Raw genomic sequence first — 16203 nt, 5'->3', positions numbered from 1 at the left:
CGTTGAGGTAATGGCGGAAAATCAGTGCAGGTTCTCGGCATCGTTGATGTAAACCGAGGTCAACAGCGCGAAAACATAGGCCTGGATCACTGCGACCAGCACTTCCAGAGCGCTGATGCCGATCATCAGGATGAAGCTGGCGCTGCCGACGGTGAGGCCATAGCCGACACCCGCATTCGATGCGTTGATGACGAAGCCCGCCAGCACCTTGAGCAGCACGTGACCGGCGGTCATGGCGACGAACAGTCGCAGGCCGAGACTGAACGGACGCACCATGAACGAGATCAGCTCGATCGGGAAAATGACCGGGATCATCGGCAATGGCGTGCCGTGCGGCACGAACAGCGAGAAGAAGTGCAGGCCATGCTTGTAGAAGCCCACCGCCAGCACGATCGAGAAGCTCATGATCGCGAGCACGCCGGTCGCGGTGAAATGGCTGGTGAAGGTGAAGGGGTGGAGGCCGACGAGACCCAGCGGCAGCAGGCCTAGCAGATTTGCCAGCAGGATGAACATGAACAGCGAGAAGACATAGGGAATATACTTCTTGCCGCCTTCGCCAACATTGGCGATCAACAGGCTCTTGATGAAGCCGGTCATATATTCGACGGCCATCTGCCAGCGACCGGGCACCAGCTCGCGCTTCATGCCGCCCACGACGAAGATCCAGAGCACCACAGCGGCCGCCACCATATAGAGCGCGCTGTTGGTGAAGGCGATGTTGAAGCCGCCGACCGACAGATGATCCGTACCGAACAGCGGTTCGATCGCAAACTGGTGCATCGGATCGATTTTACCGGATTCTGCCACGCTGGACCCCTGTAACGTCTGTGCAATCGGACTAAGACAAAAGCGTCCCTATTCGTCGGGACGCTTTGTCGTCGTCAATCTGATGATGTTCCTGAACGCAGCCACGATCCCAAGACCGAGAAATGCCAACAGGAGCCAAGGGGATGTCCGCAGAAAGTAGTCCAGAGTCCCACCAACCACGGCACCGCCAGCAAGACCACCGATCAGTTCCGCGAGAACCCTGTTGCCGAGGCGGGACCCATCGTCCGCCTGCTGCACCTGTGTCCCCTGTCTGACCTTTTCGGCATGTTCGGCCTGCGCGATCCGCTCCTCCAGAGAAGCGATCCGCGCATCTTCACCCGCCGGGTCCTGCCCCGGTGCATCCGCCGCCATCCAGCCATCCTTTCCGTTCGGGCTTTGAACCCAACGTCAGGCGGCATGGCGCTTGCGGCTGCACCCGTCAAGGCGCGGCCCGTTTAGAAAGGGCTTTCAGGAGTGTCAACCATCGTTGGACAGGAGAATTTCCTGTCCGAACGAAGCCGGGTCCAAAGTCCACTAGCCGGGCGAGACCGGCGTGAAGTAAATCAGCCGGCCGTGGCGCAATAACCCGGCAACGCAATAGGCCCGGCGCCCTTGGTCTGCCACGCACCCGCGCCGATCCGATAGACCTGTCCGGGCTTCACCCGACTGCTGAGCGTCTGGCATCCCGTTGCAGCCGCCACGTCCTGCACCGTCACGCCCCGCTTGCCGGCAAGGTCGGTATAAGCGGCCCTCCGCTTGATGTTGATTGATTCGACTTCCTGCCGGACCGCATCGCTTACAGAGCCGGCAATGCCCAGATAGCCGTCGGCCTGCTCGCCCACCGTTCCGGCGCTGAGCGCCGCGGCCACAGCGCCCGACTGAGCGCGGGCCGGAGAAGTCATGATAAGGCCAGTGGCCAGCGCGATCGCGGCCGAGGCGGCGATCATCAAAAACTTGCGTGTCATTGCGGGAACAACTCCGGGTTATTCTGGATCAAATCCTGCGCATCGCGCTGGAGCCGAACGACGACCTCCTGCTGCACCTTCACATTGAGGTTGATTTCTATCGGCTTGTCGGGTGCCTTCACCTGGATGCAGCCTCCCAGGGCCAGACCGGCGAAGCCCGCCGTTATGATCGTTCGCTTCTTCATTTCTGCTCCCCGTTTCGCATAGCTTCGCTTTCGGCAGGCTGAACTGCACCCCCCTGTTGCCCGATCCCGGTACGCATCTTTTCCTGCATCTGGTCGCCTATACTATTTTGTATGAGCGTCGAGGGGTCGATGAAGGATTGCGCGGTTCCCAAAAGCCCCCGGAAGGGCGCCGCGATCCGCACGTTGAATATGAAGGGCAGCCCCGTGAAATTCCGCGCCAGACCCGCTGGCGCCCCACCAATCTGACCGCGATTGACGCCGTTGAAGACGACGTTTGTGACCATCTCTCCATCCAGCGCGCCGTCCATCAGGATCGTCAGACATTTATACTGCAGGTTCTTCAGCGCGTCGAAGGCCAGACGCCCCATTGCGCCCAATTGCTCGTTCGACACCGGTCCTACATAGGAAAGCGTGCCTGACTGTCGCGACGGATCACAGGGGACGGTGGGCAACACGCCTTCCGGCATCATCAGGGGCGGCATGCCTTGCTGCCTTGCGGTCAGAACGCCGCCCGCGACGCGTCCGCCCTGCCCATTAAAGATCAGAGGCATGATGCCGTCGAACGTACCTGTCGCGGAAATATTTTTGAGGTCCATCGCCTGAATGAAGGCGCCCGCATCCAGGCCGATGACGCGGAAAGTCAGATAGCGGTCCACATCGGCGCTGAAATCCATGGTCGTCGGCAACAGCACCAGTTCGCCGCCGGAGAACGGCCAGCCGCCGCCTTCGACGCGCACCTTCTGCCCTGCCTCCAGCCGGTAACGCACAATGCCGTCGCGAACTTCAACGCCGGGGTTGACCGATCTGATTCGCGCTTCCTGCCCTGGCGCGCTGACCAGTCCAAGCAGGTCAGTGAAGCGCAATTGTCCCGACAGCCCCTCCACCGGACCGAAGGCCGCGGCAAGGCTGGCATTGTCTGTCCGGAACACCCCATCGCTGGTCACATGCGTTCCATCCCAGCGAACATGCCCTTCCCCGCTGACCCGCGCAGTCACATTCGCCACTACGCCCAGCGCAAGGCGAGTCACATCTTCCGGCTGAAGACCAGGACCAAAGGATAATCCCGGCACCGCCAGATCTGCCTTGCCCCGCCCATTGCCCAGATCATGTGCAATGACGGCATGCGCCACCAACGCATCATTACGCGGCGCCCGCAGCGATCCCGTGGCGGCAATCTTCCCGTCCTTCAGAATCAACGCGAAATCAGGCACCTTGAGCGGCTCGAAGCGACCCGGCGCCTGCGCGTCACGCACGGTCATTCGCGCCGCCAGCTTCAGTATTCCTGCGGTAAAGCTCCAGTCCCCCGCACCATTTTCCACGATCAACGGCACGGACCCGATCCGACCGCCCGCTCCGGTCAATGTGCCGCCCAGCCCCTTGTCCGTCGCTTTCCCGGCGAACATCGCCGCGCTCAGTCGAACCGGCGAATCCTGCGGCCCGATCGCCAGATCGGCATTGACGAGCGCGAAACCCTGCTGCCCTATGGCAAAGCGCGCCTTGTCGGCGGAGAGCCGCATCGGGCTGTCTCCGCTCTTGCCAGCCAAAGCGAGCTTGCGGATTTCCGCACCACCGCGCACACCGCCCGAACCCATGGCAATCAGCGACTGCCCGATCGGACAAAGCGTCTGCTGCGTGCGGCCGAGGGAGAAATTGCCGTAACGCGCCTCTATCAGCGAGACCGGGACACATCGCTGGTTGATCGCCAGCGCCCCATCGGCGCTCACCTGCCCTTCGACCGGCGCCACCAACCCACGCAGCCTTCCTCCGGGGAGTGGACCATCCAGCCGCACCTGCGTCACAAAGCGTGTATCGCCCTTCGGCCCGGCAACGAAGCGCACCGGCTCCAGAGACAGCCGGGCATCCCCCGCGGCATAGGGTTCAAGAAATAATTGTCCGCCAAAGCCTCCGCCCTGCCTGCGCCCAAGCCGAAGCGCAGCCCTTGGCAACCCGCCGCCTTCTGTCGTGATCGCTCCATCCAGCGCCCAGTCGATCGCCCGCCCGCCTTTGGCCGGCCAGCCGATGGTCACGCGCCCTTCCTGAGCCACGGCAATCTTCGCACCGCTGCGCGCCCAAAACCGAGTGCCTGTCAGGACCAGACTGCCGCCCTTCCCCTGCTGCGCAAAGGCCAGGCTGGTTTGCAGGATATTGTTCTCGGCCGCCCGTCGCACCGCATCAGCCAATCGCGCCGCGAGCGGCCCTACAGGGGTCCCGGTGGTCGATTCGCGCACAGATCGCAGGGGATCACGGCCCGCAGTCCGCAATTGCCGGACATCCAGTTGCCCCTTCAACGCAGCATTGCCTTTGTCGATGTGCCAAGCGCCCTGGAACCTTGAGGTGCCTGCCATCGCGCTCCCGAATGACAGGGCGGTCGCCCCGATTCGGGCTCGCCCGGCGGTCGCGGCGGCAGTCCCGTCCAAGTCGATCAGGCCCGAAGGTTCGACCAGGACCATCTTGCCGGCTCTGAGCGCCTCCCCCGACAGATAGACATGGCCAGTCCAACGATCCAATGCCTTGCCAAATCGCACATCCACGTCCGCCGCTGGTTTTGCGACGGCAATGCCGGCATCGCGACAGGCCAGTGCCTTGCCGCGCAACGGGCCAGAAAGATGCGGGCGGCCCTCCTGCATCGCCACCTCCAGCGTCGCCCGCAGATCAGCCAGGCCGCAGCCCCCGGCCCCGGCATCAGGCATGACCGCTATCAGCCGCCCACGGAAGCCCGAGTGAAGATTTCCCCGCCCGTCGATCTGCATGCTGACCGGCCCGGCATCGGTGTCCAGCTTCAGCCGCGCATCGCTGAGGGCCAGCAGGACGTCAGGCAGGCTGAAGGGAGCCGCGGATCGGGAATCGCGGAACTTGTCGATCTCTCCCAGTTTCAACATGCCATCGTGAAGCGAACCGCGCATCCGGACGCCCCCCGCCCGCACGGCCGCCACTTGCGGTGTAAGTCCAGTGAAGGCGATGTCGACCTCTACCCAGCGCGCGGTCAGGTCGGGATGGGCAGGATCGCCCAGCACGATATTCTCGATCCGCTGGGTCCGCAGGCCGATATCCGCCAGATCGTAGCTGCCCTGCACGCCGCGCCTGTTAAGTTCGCGGCTGATGAAGTTTTCGGCGATCGGCGCGCGCTGCGTCCACAGCGCGGCCAGGATCAGCGCCAGCGACCCTGTCCCCACTCCAAGCCAGCGAAGCCAGCCCCGGCGAACCTCCTTTTCGCCGTCCTCGTCGTCCATGCCTATGGTCAAACCCGCGTGCTCAATTCCGTAACGCCTGCATAACGTATGATCTGTCCTAAATATCCTTGCCCGATAAATCCGCAATGAATAGCGTCGATCCGAATGTGGGGAACAGGTAAGACCTTGTCGGATCAGGATTTGAAGTCCACGCACGATGGCGTGGGGCACCGTGCCCGGCTACGCCAGAAGCTGGCGGAGAACGGTGGCGAAGCTCTGCACGACCATGAACTGATCGAATATCTGCTGGCGCTTGCCATACCCCGCCGCGATACAAAACCGCTGGCCAAGGCGTTGCTGCGGGAATTCGACGGCATCGGTGGGTTGATGACCGCGGACTGGCAGGCGATTGCCCGCGTGCCCGGCATGGGCGAAACCAGTATTGCCGCGATCAAGATCGTCCAGGCCACCATGCTGCGACTGCTGCGGAACGAAGTGGCGGAAAAGCCTGTGCTGGCAAGCTGGCAGGCGCTGCTCGATTATCTGCGTGCAGACATGGCTTTCCTGACCGTGGAAAGGGTGCGCGTGCTGCACCTCAACAGCCGGAACATGCTGATCCGGGACGAGCATATGGGCGACGGGTCGATCGACCAGGCGGCGATCTATACGCGGGAGGTTATCAGACGGGCGATCGACCTCGGCTCCGCAGCGTTGATCCTGGTCCACAATCATCCAAGCGGATCACCTGAACCCAGTCGGCAGGACATAGAGATCACCCGGCAGATCGCGGAGGCGGGCAAGCGACTCAACATCGCCGTGCACGACCACATCATCATCGGAACCCAGGGGCACAGCAGCCTGCGCGCCAAAGGATTGATCTGAAGCATTTTCAAGGTGACGGTTTGGAGTCAAAGGCACGGGAAATGCGGCATAGGCCGTGCCTTTGAAGGCTTCAGGCAAGCACCTCAGTAATTCCACTGCACCTGCGTGCGGACGAGATTGCCCCTGGCGCGCCCGGTTCGGCGTTCATCGGCTTCGGCGCGCCTCGTGCGAGCGAAGGCGAGAGTGAATTCCAGTACCTTCCACGGTTGCCATTCGATGCCCAGTTCCAGTTCGTCGGTTGCCAGGCGCGGGGCGTTGGTGCCGGCCTTCCACCCTCCGCGATAATATTGCCAACGCGCATAGGGTATCAACACGCCAAGAGAATCCGTGGGCGCGCGGTACATCATCTGGACATATCCGCCATTCAGGTTCCTGGTCAGGATAGACTGAGCGACGCGGTCATATTCAGGCCCTTTGCCCCAGTTCCATTCAGCCTGAATGCCGAAAGGTTGCGGATAGAGCATGGCATGAATGCCGACCCGATCATCATCATAGGCCACCGCACTGATCGTTCCGCTGCGCAGTTCGGGCTGAACCTCGTTCATCATCGCAGAGCCACCGATTTCGAACACCTGCCCGGCAAATGCGCTGCCCAGCCCGTCCAGCTCGAACGGCCATGTGGCGAAAGCCACCTTCATAAGGCCGCGATTTTGTTCCGTCCTGTTGGTGCCTTGTCCGTTGAAGGCGCCGATACCGAAAGCACCGTAATTGCCAAACAGCTTTTGCCCGTCATGCGCCAGCCGGTCCCAGATCTTCTGGACCGAAGGCGGAGTATAGTAGCCAACGATGCCGAGGTCTCGCTCGCTCGGCACCGCGCTATTGACCGCATCGCTGCGGTCGAGGGTGAGCCGGTTGGAGGAGGATTGCATGTTCTCCCAGCCGAAGGGGACCTTGGACTGACCGAAGCGCAGGCGAAAGCTTTTTCCCTTGTCCAGAAAGACGTCGGCATAGGCGTCACGCAGTTGCGCAAAGCCCTCCCGCCGCTCGCTGCCCGCCTGATTGTTCACGGCCGTGGCGAAATCGGATTGCAGATAGAGCGAGACGCGATCGGAAATGTCGCCCTGAAGAACCAATCTCGCCCGGCGCAGCGAAAAGCCGCTGCGATCGGAGATCGAACCGTCATGCACCGAACGAAGACGGGAAACACCTGCCGGAGCAACATCGTCGCCGGAGAGGAAGGCATTGTAGCGCATCTGGGTATAGCCACGCAGCGAGAGCCGTTCATACCATGGCTTCGACTTTGGTGCGGGGGTCGATGGGGGGGCGGCCGCCGGCAATTGGGCGGAGGCGGCAGCCAGTTCAGGAGACGGCACAGCAGCAGGCGCAGGAGCGGCCGCGAGAGGTTCGGCCGAGGCGGCGACTTGCCTGCTCTCGGCGAGTGCGGACGTCAGCACCTTTACCTGCGCCTTCAATTCATCAATCTGGCGCTGCAGGTCCACATTGCTCTGGGCGAGCGCCGCCTCCGGCATCAGCGCCAGCAGGCTGACCATCAAAATTCCGCCACCAAATGACTTTCGCCGCACTATCCGACTCCCCTGAACAAGTCGGATGAGGCAGCTATGGCATTTCAGTGACAGAAAAGTGACAATGTTATTTCATTTTGGTGACAAACCCGCCGAAACTGAAGGTCATGAGGAGCGACAGCCCTCCTCCGTCAATGGCCCCTGAGGCGTGTAGATCGCCCAGAAACCGCCATCGAGTCCGCCCTTCTTCATGCGCGGCAGGTCGACCTGGGTATAGTCACCATGGACTTGATGCTCCTCCTCGATCGACCAGCCGGGCAGATCGAGAGAGGCGGGCGTATTGAGATGGCTGTCGAGCGTCAGCATCTTCTGATGAAGCTGATAGACCTTCTTCGCCACTTCCTGCGCCTGAGCCGCAACAGGAAGGAGCGCCATCAGCGCCGCTTCCGCCATCAATCTTTTCCGCATCAAATCTCGCCCGAATTGGTGAACTGGAAAGTGCGTGGAGGCTGCGGCCGGGAGAAGCTGTCGCCCGTTGTGGAAGAGGAGATAAAGGACAGTCTGTCCTTGTCGACGATATTATCGACATCGAACCGCGTCCTCATGACATCAATGTTGAACATGATGAAACTCTCAATCTGCGCCAGGCTGACGGTAGACGGATGACGGAATGGATTTCCTCCATTCCAACGCAGGCAAATCCGCGATCATTACCATTTTAGCATCCATGATACTACTGTTTCTAATAACCAGAAATTCTGATACATATGAATCATGATAACGACCAACGCCACCCCATGGCTTGCGCTGCTGCATCAATTGCCTGCCAAGCCGCCTTATCTGCGCGTGAAGATTTGGCGGAGGCTCCAGGCCATAGGTGCGGTACCGCTCAAAAATGCGGTCCATGTACTGCCTCGTTCAGAAGAAAGTGCAGCCGCCTTCCACAGCCTGATGACGGAAATCCTCGACAATGGCGGCGACGCGACGCTGGTCGAAGTGCGGCTGCTGGCCGGCCAGTCAGATGGTGACGTACGCGCCCTGTTCGATGCGGCGCGGCGCGCGGATTATGAAGAGATCACCCAGCTTGCCCGCCGGTTGTTGGAAACCGGCCCCCCCAGCGGAACGGACATCGCGCGGCTGCAGAAGCGGCTGGAGGATGTCGGACGGCTCGATTTCTTCAACGCATCCGGTCGACAGCAAGCCGAAGCGGCGCTCATGGAACTGGACCAACGGCGCTTCCAGCATCCGGACGTCGGCCGAACCCATCCTGCCGTCGGAACCGAGCCGATCGATCTCGCCGAAAAAACATGGGTGACGCGCAGCGGCGTCCATGTCGATCGCATCGCCTGCGCATGGCTGATCCGCCGCTTCATCGACCAGAACGCCCGATTCAAATTCGTGGATAAGCGCCGTTATGATCCGGCCGACGGCGAGCTGCGCTTTGACATGGCCGACGCCGAATTCACCCATGAAGGCGACCGGTGCAGCTTTGAAACATTGTTGCTGCGGGCGGGTCTTGCGAACGACCCCGCGCTGGTTGCGATCGGCGAGGTCATCCATGATCTCGACATCGGCGACAGCAGGTTCGAGCGACCGGAAGCCCCCGGCCTGGGAGCCATATTGGCGGGCGTCTGCGCATCGACCGACGACGACCTGCAGCGCATCGCCATGGCAAGCGATGCGCTCAACCAGTTTTATTCCTTTTTCAGCAGCAGAAGGGCGGACCGATGACGGCCAAGACATCCTCCACCATTCCGGCACATTCTCCGTCCGATGGTCATCACGGAATATCGTTGAGCGAAGCAACGCGCCTATGGGCGCGGATCGCGGCGCTCAGCTTCGGGGGACCGGCAGGACAGATCGCCGTAATGCATAGGCTGCTGGTCGAGGAAAAGCGCTGGATCGGCGAGGAACGGTTCCTCCACGCCCTCAATTATTGCATGCTGCTGCCGGGACCGGAAGCGCAGCAGCTTGCCGTCTATATCGGCTGGCTCCTGCACAAGACCAGGGGAGGGCTGATCGCTGGGATATTGTTCGTGCTGCCGGGCTTCCTGGCTATCCTGGCGCTCAGCTACATCTATGTGCTGCTGGGCCATGTTCCAATCATCGAAGGGCTCTTCTTCGGCCTTAAGGCAGCGGTACTGGCCATCGTCATGCAGGCGGTGGTGCGGGTGGGATCACGCGCGCTGAAGAACAATGCGATGCGCGGGATCGCGGTCGGCGCCTTCCTCGCCATTTTCTTCCTTGGCGCGCCTTTTCCGCTGATCATAGTGGCGGCTGGCCTCATCGGCTTCCTCGGCGGGCGCAAAGGGCTTGCAGCCTTTCGGGGCGGCGGCGGTCATGGCGCTGCGAGCGGACATGTGGTCCATGATTGCGACACGGCATTGGGCGAGCGATTACCGGATCATGCGCGCCCTTCCCTCAGCTGGTCGCTGCGTATCTCGGCGCTGTTTCTGCTGCTGTGGCTGGGGCCGGTGCTGGCGCTGTTCCTGACGCTGGGGCCCGACAATGTGTTCACCCATATCGCCAGCTTCTTCAGCCAGATGGCCGTCGTCACTTTTGGCGGTGCCTATGCGGTCCTTGCCTATGTCGCGCAGGAGGCGGTCGGCACCTTCGGCTGGCTTCGGCCGGGCGAAATGCTCGACGGCCTGGGCATGGCGGAAACGACGCCGGGGCCGTTGATCATGGTCACGCAGTTCGTGGGATTTCTGGCTGCGTTCCGCGAGTCCGGGGCGATGCATCCGCTGCTGGCAGCGACCCTGGGCGCCATGCTGACCACATGGGTGACGTTTGTGCCCTGCTTCCTCTGGATTTTCGCTGGCGCTCCTTTCGTCGAGCGCCTGCGCGGCAACCCGGCGCTTTCGGCGGCGCTGACGGCGATCACGGCCGCCGTGGTGGGCGTGATCCTGAACCTTGCCATCTGGTTTGCCATTCACACCCTCTTTCGGCAGGTCCAGCGGCTGGGTTGGATCGACATGCCCGTGCTGTCCAGCGTCAATATTCCTGCTGTCCTGCTGTCGGCGGGCGCAATGATCGCGGTATTCCGGTTCAGGATCGGCGTGTTGCCGGTCCTGGGTGCCTGTGCGGGCATCGGTGCCGCTTATATCCTGCTGGTCTGAACATGGGGCCGACATGAAAGGGCCGGCGGAGCGACGCTCCACCGGCCCTTTTCATATGAGAGCTTTGAGAACTTCCCCGGTTGCGGGCGAGCCGCTGGCCCGCCCGCAACGCGATCTTAGAAGTCCATGCCGCCCATGCCGCCCATGCCGCCGCCGGGCATACCCATCGGCGCCTTGTCGTCGGAGGGCAGTTCAGCGATCGTGGCTTCGGTCGTGATCAGCAGGCCGGCCACCGAAGCGGCATCCTGCAGCGCGGCGCGGACGACCTTGGTCGGGTCGATCACGCCAGCGGCAACGAGGTTCTCATAGGTGTCGGTCGCAGCGTTGAAGCCCTTGGTCTCGTCATTTTCACGCAGCAGGTTGCCGGCAACGACCGCACCATCGACGCCCGCGTTCGTGGCGATCTGGCGCAGCGGCGCTTCGATGGCCTTGCGGATGATGTCGATACCGCGGGTCTGGTCGTCATTGGCGCCCTTGAGGTCCTTGAGGGCCTTGACAGCGTACAGCAGGGCCGTGCCGCCACCAGGGACGATGCCTTCTTCCACAGCCGCGCGGGTCGCGTGCAGCGCGTCGTCGACGCGGTCCTTGCGCTCCTTCACCTCGATTTCGGTCGCACCGCCAACCTTGATGACGGCAACGCCGCCAGCCAGCTTCGCCAGACGCTCCTGGAGCTTCTCGCGGTCGTAGTCCGACGTGGTCGATTCGATCTGCGCACGGATCTGCTCGGTGCGGCCCTTGATCGCTTCGGCGTCACCGGCGCCATCGACGATGGTGGTGTTGTCCTTGTCGATGGTGATGCGCTTGGCGGTGCCGAGCATGCCGAGGGTCACGTTCTCAAGCTTGATGCCGAGGTCTTCGGAAATCACTTCGCCCTTGGTCAGGACGGCGATGTCTTCCAGCATGGCCTTGCGGCGGTCGCCGAAGCCCGGAGCCTTGACCGCAGCAACCTTCAGGCCGCCGCGCAGCTTGTTGACGACCAGGGTCGCCAGCGCTTCGCCTTCGATGTCCTCGGCGATGATGAGGAGCGGACGGCCCGACTGCACCACGGCTTCGAGGATCGGCAGGATCGACTGCAGGTTCGACAGCTTCTTTTCGTGGATCAGGATGTAGGGGTCAGCCAGTTCGACCTGCATCTTTTCCGGGTTGGTGATGAAATAGGGCGACAGGTAGCCGCGGTCGAACTGCATGCCTTCCACGACGTCCAGTTCGAAATCGAGGCCCTTGGCTTCCTCGACAGTGATCACGCCTTCCTTGCCGACGCGCTCCATCGCTTCGGCGATCTTCTGGCCGACTTCAACGTCGCCATTGGCCGAGATGATGCCGACCTGGGCGACCTCGTTCGAACCGGCAACCGGCTTCGAGCGGGCCTTGATGTCCTCGACGACCTTGATGACGGCGAGGTCGATGCCGCGCTTCAGGTCCATCGGGTTCATGCCGGCGGCGACCGACTTCATGCCTTCGCGAACGATCGCCTGGGCGAGGACGGTCGCGGTGGTGGTGCCGTCACCGGCGATGTCGTTGGTCTTCGAAGCGACTTCGCGGACCATCTGGGCGCCCATATTCTCGAACTTGTCTTTCAGTTCGATTTCCTTGGCGACCGAAACACCGTCCTTGGTGATGCGGGGCGCGCCGAAGCTCTTGTCGATAACGACGTTGCGGCCCTTGGGGCCCAGGGTCACCTTGACCGCGTCGGCCAGGATGTCGACGCCGCGCAGGATGCGCTCACGAGCGTCACGCGAAAACTTTACGTCCTTCGCTGCCATGATCTTCTACCTCTCTTTGAGAATTGCAAATCTTGCGAAGTTCACACCGTTACAGGCACGAAAATCCGCCAAAAACTGGAATGTCAGTCCGGTTCGCCGCTTTACGCGACGATGCCCAGAATGTCCGATTCCTTCATGATCAGCAGGTCTTCGCCATCGACCTTGACCTCGGTGCCCGACCATTTGCCGAACAGGATGCGGTCGCCGGCCTTGACGTCCAGCGGGGTGACCTTGCCATCTTCCGACTTGCTGCCGATGCCGACGGCGACGATTTCGCCTTCCTGCGGCTTTTCCTTGGCGGTGTCGGGGATGATGATGCCGCCGGCAGTCTTCTCTTCCGCCTCTACGCGGCGAACGAGAACGCGGTCATGCAACGGACGAAATGCCATGTTGAGTGCCTTTCCCTCTTTACGACGTTGAAGGGGATCGGATGGAATCGCTGCGCGAATCCGGTTCCTTCTCCCCGATGAACCCGTGTCTGTTAGCACTCCTCTTCAGGGAGTGCCAGCGCCGTTGCATATGGACAGGCTGGATCGGAGATCAAGGGGGGACAAGGAATTTTTCCGCGAAGATTTTCCCTGCATGGCATCGCCGCCGGTCGCCATCCTCTTCAGGCAAATAAACACGGACGCCGCCCATAGCACAGCCCCGTCCCCTCGGATGCCGGAAACTGTTGCAGATATGCCTCAACGTGCAGAAAATGCGACAAGTGATTGAAGTCGGCCAGAGATTATTACTTTACGATAATAAAACAGGAAGGCACCCTTTCCCGCAGCCATAGTCCATATGGCGTAAAGCAGGGGTCGCGCGACGACCGGCACGCATAGCCGGCGCGCGCGCAACAGGGGTATTTTCATGTCCATCAAGAAGACGTTCGCCGGGCTGCGCCATGGGGTCGCCATTTCCGCCTTTGCCATCGGCACCATCGGGACAGTGCCCGCTTTGGCCCAGTCGTCACCGCAGACCGCGACCCCAGACGAGGAAGGCGCAACCATCGTCGTCACCGGGTCGCTGCTGAGCCGCGCAAATGCGGAAACACCCTCCCCTGTCAGTGTGATCACCGCCGAAACGCTCAAGCGCGCGGGCGTTACCAACATGGCCGACGCGATCCGCCAGGCTTCGGCCGATGGCGCCGGCTCGATCGGCATCGGCTTCACCAGCGGCTTCTCCGCCGGCGGCTCCGCCGTTTCGCTGCGCAATTTGGGCGTCTCGTCGACGCTGTTGCTGGTCGATGGCCTTCGTTCCGCCAACTTCCCGCTCAGCGATGACGGCCACAACAGCTATGCCGACCTTGCCAGCATCCCGCAGGTCAACGTCCAGCGGGTCGAAGTGCTGAAGGATGGCGCATCGTCGACTTACGGCGCCGATGCGATCGGCGGTGTGGTGAACATCATCACGCGCAAGCAGTTCAATGGGATCGAAGGCAGCGCCGAGTCCGGCGTCAGCCAGGAGGGCGACGGCCAGAAATACCGGCTGAGCCTGCTCGCCGGCTATGGCGACTATGACAGCCAGGGCTGGAACCTCTATGTCGGCGGCGAATATGAGAAGGGCGGAAAGGTCACGGCCAACTCGCGCGGCTTCCCCTTCAACACGCAGGACCTGCGCGCCATCGGCGGCATCGACAACAACCGCGCCGACGACACGCTGACCAGCCCGACGACCAACGCCGTCGTCACGCGCGTCACCCAGACCGATCTCAACAATCCGCTGGCGGGCAGCGTCGCAAACGCCACGTCGCCGGCGATCTTCACCTCGCTGACGCCGCTCGCGAACTGCCCCTACGGCACCTTCTCGGAGAATACGACATCGCGCGTCGGCACCGCCTGCGCGCACGACCTGACCCGCGAATATGTCCAGATACTGCCCAAGCAGGAACGCTATGCTGCCGTCGCCCGCTTCAGCTTCCGACTGAGCGACAATATCGAGGGCTATGTCGCGGGCAGCTATTCGCACAACAAGGTCGACATCACCCTGCTGCCGCGCGGCATCCGGCAGAACCAGGCGTTTGGCGGCTCGCCATCGACCTCGACGTCGAACCCCGGCATCGTGCTGCCCGTGTGGATCTGTCCGTCGGGCGTCAACTGCGCCGATCCCGCGACGCCGGGCCGCACGCTGAACCCCAACAATCCCTATGCCGCCGCCTATGCCAACAATCCCGCAGCCGGCGCGGCGCGCATCTATTATCTGTTCGGCGACGTGAAGTCGGGTTCTGTCCGCACCAACGAGTTGTATCGCATCACCAGCGGCCTCAACGGCACGTTCGGCGACAGCTGGAAATGGAATCTGGAAGCGGGCTATTCGCGCGACGACCTGAAGCTGGTCCAGACGGGCTGGGCCAATCTCGCCGGTCTCACGCAGGCGATCAACACCGGATCGTACAACTTCGTCAATCCAGCCCTGAATTCGCAGGCCGTCCGTGATTCCGTGCTTCCGCCGATCACCTCGCTCTCCAATTCGAGCGAATTCACCGTCGATGGCTCGCTCAGCCGCAGCCTGTTCACCCTGCCGGGCGGTGACCTGCAGGTCGCCGTGGGCGGTCAGTATCGCAAAGAGAAGCTGACCAACCGGAGCGCCAACCCGAATCTCGACGTTCCTGGCCTTTCGACCGCGCAGGCCTTTGGCAACCGTGACGTCTGGGCCGGCTATTTCGAAATCGACGCGCCGATCCTCGACTCGCTCGAAGTGAACGCGTCGGGCCGCTACGACCATTATTCGGAAGGCTTCAGCCACTTCTCGCCCAAGTTCGGCGCGAAGTTCACCCCGATCAAGCAGATCTCGCTGCGCGGCACCTATTCGGAGGGCTTCCGCGCCCCGACCTTCGCCGAAAGCGATCCGCGCAGTTCCTTTTCGGGCTTTGTCGGCTACACGCCAAATGCGGCGTTCCGCGCCGATCATAGCCAGAATGCAGCCTACTTCGCTCCCTATTCGGTCGGTCGCGGCTTCGTCGGCAACCCCGATATCAAGCCGGAAACCTCGACCAGCTACACGCTGGGCGCGGTGTTCCAGCCGACCAACAGGATCAGCTTCACCGTCGACTATTTCCACGTGAAGAAGAAGGGGCTGGTCACGGCCGGGCCGTTGGCGGGTGACGCGATCAATGCCTATTACTCGGTCGCGGGCCAGACCTTCGCCTCGGCGGCGGCGGCTTCGGCGGCCGGGTGCGCCGCGGTCGCTGCGGTCGGCGCGGGCTATTCGTGCAACGTCATCGACGGTGCCGATCCCTTCGCGCTCAACGCCCTGCCGCGCCTGCTGGTGGTCAATGCGCCTTATGTGAACTCGAACTTCGACGTCACCACGGGTCTGCAATTCGGCGCCGACGCGCAGTTCAATATCAACGACAACGTCCAGTTCCAGAGCCGTCTGGACCTGCAGACGACGCTGAAGTTCAACCGCCACCTCGCCAGCGGCGCGGTGCAGCGCTTCGCGGGCACGGTCGGCCCGGCGGATCTCTCGTCGGGCGGCGGCACGCCGAAGTGGCGCGGCAACTGGCAGAACACGCTGACAGTCGGCAAGGTCTCGCTGACCGCGACGACCTATTATGTGGGCAGCATGAAGGGCGTCGCGACGGACCAGGGCAATCTGGACACATCGTGCGCTGCCACGCTCTACGGTGGCGGACCCGCTTTCTGCAAGATCAAGACCTTCGTCTATGCCGATCTGAACGCCACGGTGGAGGTGAACGAGAATTTCAGCTTCTTTGGCTTCATCGGCAACTTCACCAATGCCGGGGCGCCGCTTTATGCGAACACGCTCTATACGACTCAGCCCAACTATCTGGCCTCGTGGCACTTGCCGGGCCTGATCGGTCGCACCTACCGCGTCGGGGCGAACTTCAAGTTCTGATCCTCG

The 16203-nt window shown here is 62.2% G+C and carries 13 protein-coding genes and 1 pseudogene; 4 read left to right on the top strand and 10 right to left on the bottom strand.

Translation table 11 applies throughout. The features are described 5' to 3' along the window. Nucleotides 1–21: 21 nt before the first annotated feature. The 5 genes from MRBLMC3_RS01660 to MRBLMC3_RS01640 all read right to left on the bottom strand — a co-directional run bounded on the left by MRBLMC3_RS01660 (nt 22) and on the right by MRBLMC3_RS01640 (nt 5187). Complete coding sequence (locus MRBLMC3_RS01660; RefSeq protein WP_133651818.1) at nt 22–807, bottom strand: F0F1 ATP synthase subunit A; 786 nt, start codon at nt 805–807, stop codon at nt 22–24. A 48-nt stretch (nt 808–855) separates the two neighbouring features. After that, the gene (locus tag MRBLMC3_RS01655) at nt 856–1179 is read right to left on the bottom strand and encodes an AtpZ/AtpI family protein (protein WP_133651817.1); all 324 of its coding nucleotides are present in this window, start codon (nt 1177–1179) and stop codon (nt 856–858) included. Between the two features lie 191 nt (nt 1180–1370). After that, entirely contained in the window at nt 1371–1772 is a 402-nt protein-coding gene (locus MRBLMC3_RS01650; RefSeq protein WP_363825369.1) for a YdbL family protein, read from the bottom strand. Continuing rightward, on the bottom strand, nt 1769–1957 hold the full coding sequence (locus tag MRBLMC3_RS01645) for a YnbE family lipoprotein (RefSeq protein WP_363735140.1): 189 nt from the start codon (nt 1955–1957) through the stop codon (nt 1769–1771). Before MRBLMC3_RS01645 ends, MRBLMC3_RS01650 begins: the two co-directional genes overlap by 4 nt. Continuing rightward, complete coding sequence (locus MRBLMC3_RS01640; RefSeq protein WP_363825366.1) at nt 1954–5187, bottom strand: intermembrane phospholipid transport protein YdbH family protein; 3234 nt, start codon at nt 5185–5187, stop codon at nt 1954–1956. Before MRBLMC3_RS01640 ends, MRBLMC3_RS01645 begins: the two co-directional genes overlap by 4 nt. Nucleotides 5188–5313: 126 nt before the next feature. Between MRBLMC3_RS01640 and radC the strand changes: the two genes are divergently transcribed. After that, on the top strand, nt 5314–6009 hold the full coding sequence (gene radC / locus MRBLMC3_RS01635) for a RadC family protein (protein WP_363754346.1): 696 nt from the start codon (nt 5314–5316) through the stop codon (nt 6007–6009). Between the two features lie 83 nt (nt 6010–6092). Here radC and MRBLMC3_RS01630 read toward each other — a convergent pair whose 3' ends face one another. The 3 genes and pseudogenes from MRBLMC3_RS01630 to MRBLMC3_RS01620 form a co-directional block, all read right to left on the bottom strand. Beyond that, nucleotides 6093–7499, bottom strand: coding sequence for a porin (locus MRBLMC3_RS01630; protein ID WP_363825363.1), 1407 nt, complete (start codon nt 7497–7499; stop codon nt 6093–6095). A gap of 141 nt (nt 7500–7640) precedes the next feature. Further along, nucleotides 7641–7940 (bottom strand): annotated as a pseudogene (locus tag MRBLMC3_RS01625) (membrane dipeptidase); the annotation flags it as partial. After that, nucleotides 7940–8095 (bottom strand): hypothetical protein, encoded by a 156-nt coding sequence (locus MRBLMC3_RS01620; RefSeq protein ID WP_363826668.1) that lies wholly within the window; start codon nt 8093–8095, stop codon nt 7940–7942. The gene MRBLMC3_RS01620 and the pseudogene MRBLMC3_RS01625, both read right to left, overlap by 1 nt. 151 nt (nt 8096–8246) lie before the next feature. Between MRBLMC3_RS01620 and MRBLMC3_RS01615 the strand changes: the two genes are divergently transcribed. Together MRBLMC3_RS01615 and chrA are read left to right on the top strand one after the other, a co-directional pair. Beyond that, nucleotides 8247–9203 carry a chromate resistance protein ChrB domain-containing protein gene (locus tag MRBLMC3_RS01615; RefSeq protein ID WP_363825360.1) on the top strand — a complete coding sequence of 319 codons (957 nt, stop codon included), beginning with the start codon at nt 8247–8249 and terminating at the stop codon, nt 9201–9203. Further along, a complete protein-coding gene (gene chrA / locus MRBLMC3_RS01610; RefSeq protein WP_363825357.1) occupies nt 9200–10591 on the top strand; it encodes a chromate efflux transporter in 1392 nt (463 codons plus the stop codon). Before MRBLMC3_RS01615 ends, chrA begins: the two co-directional genes overlap by 4 nt. Before the next feature lie 116 nt (nt 10592–10707). Here the strand turns inward: chrA and groL are convergent, their stop codons facing one another. Both groL and groES read right to left on the bottom strand, forming a co-directional pair. Continuing rightward, nucleotides 10708–12354 carry a chaperonin GroEL gene (gene groL / locus MRBLMC3_RS01605; protein ID WP_363825354.1) on the bottom strand — a complete coding sequence of 549 codons (1647 nt, stop codon included), beginning with the start codon at nt 12352–12354 and terminating at the stop codon, nt 10708–10710. A gap of 101 nt (nt 12355–12455) precedes the next feature. Beyond that, entirely contained in the window at nt 12456–12743 is a 288-nt protein-coding gene (gene groES, locus MRBLMC3_RS01600; RefSeq protein WP_363735148.1) for a co-chaperone GroES, read from the bottom strand. 466 nt (nt 12744–13209) lie between these two features. Here groES and MRBLMC3_RS01595 point away from each other — a divergent pair, with 466 nt between their 5' ends. After that, on the top strand, nt 13210–16197 hold the full coding sequence (locus MRBLMC3_RS01595) for a TonB-dependent receptor plug domain-containing protein (protein ID WP_363735149.1): 2988 nt from the start codon (nt 13210–13212) through the stop codon (nt 16195–16197). The last annotated feature ends 6 nt before the right edge of the window (nt 16198–16203 follow it).

The organism is Sphingobium sp. LMC3-1-1.1 (assembly GCF_040676285.1).
Classification (GTDB): Bacteria; Pseudomonadota; Alphaproteobacteria; order Sphingomonadales; family Sphingomonadaceae; genus Sphingobium.
The sequence above is the reverse complement of the archived record's forward strand: the minus strand, read 5'-3'. Positions and strand labels throughout refer to the sequence as shown.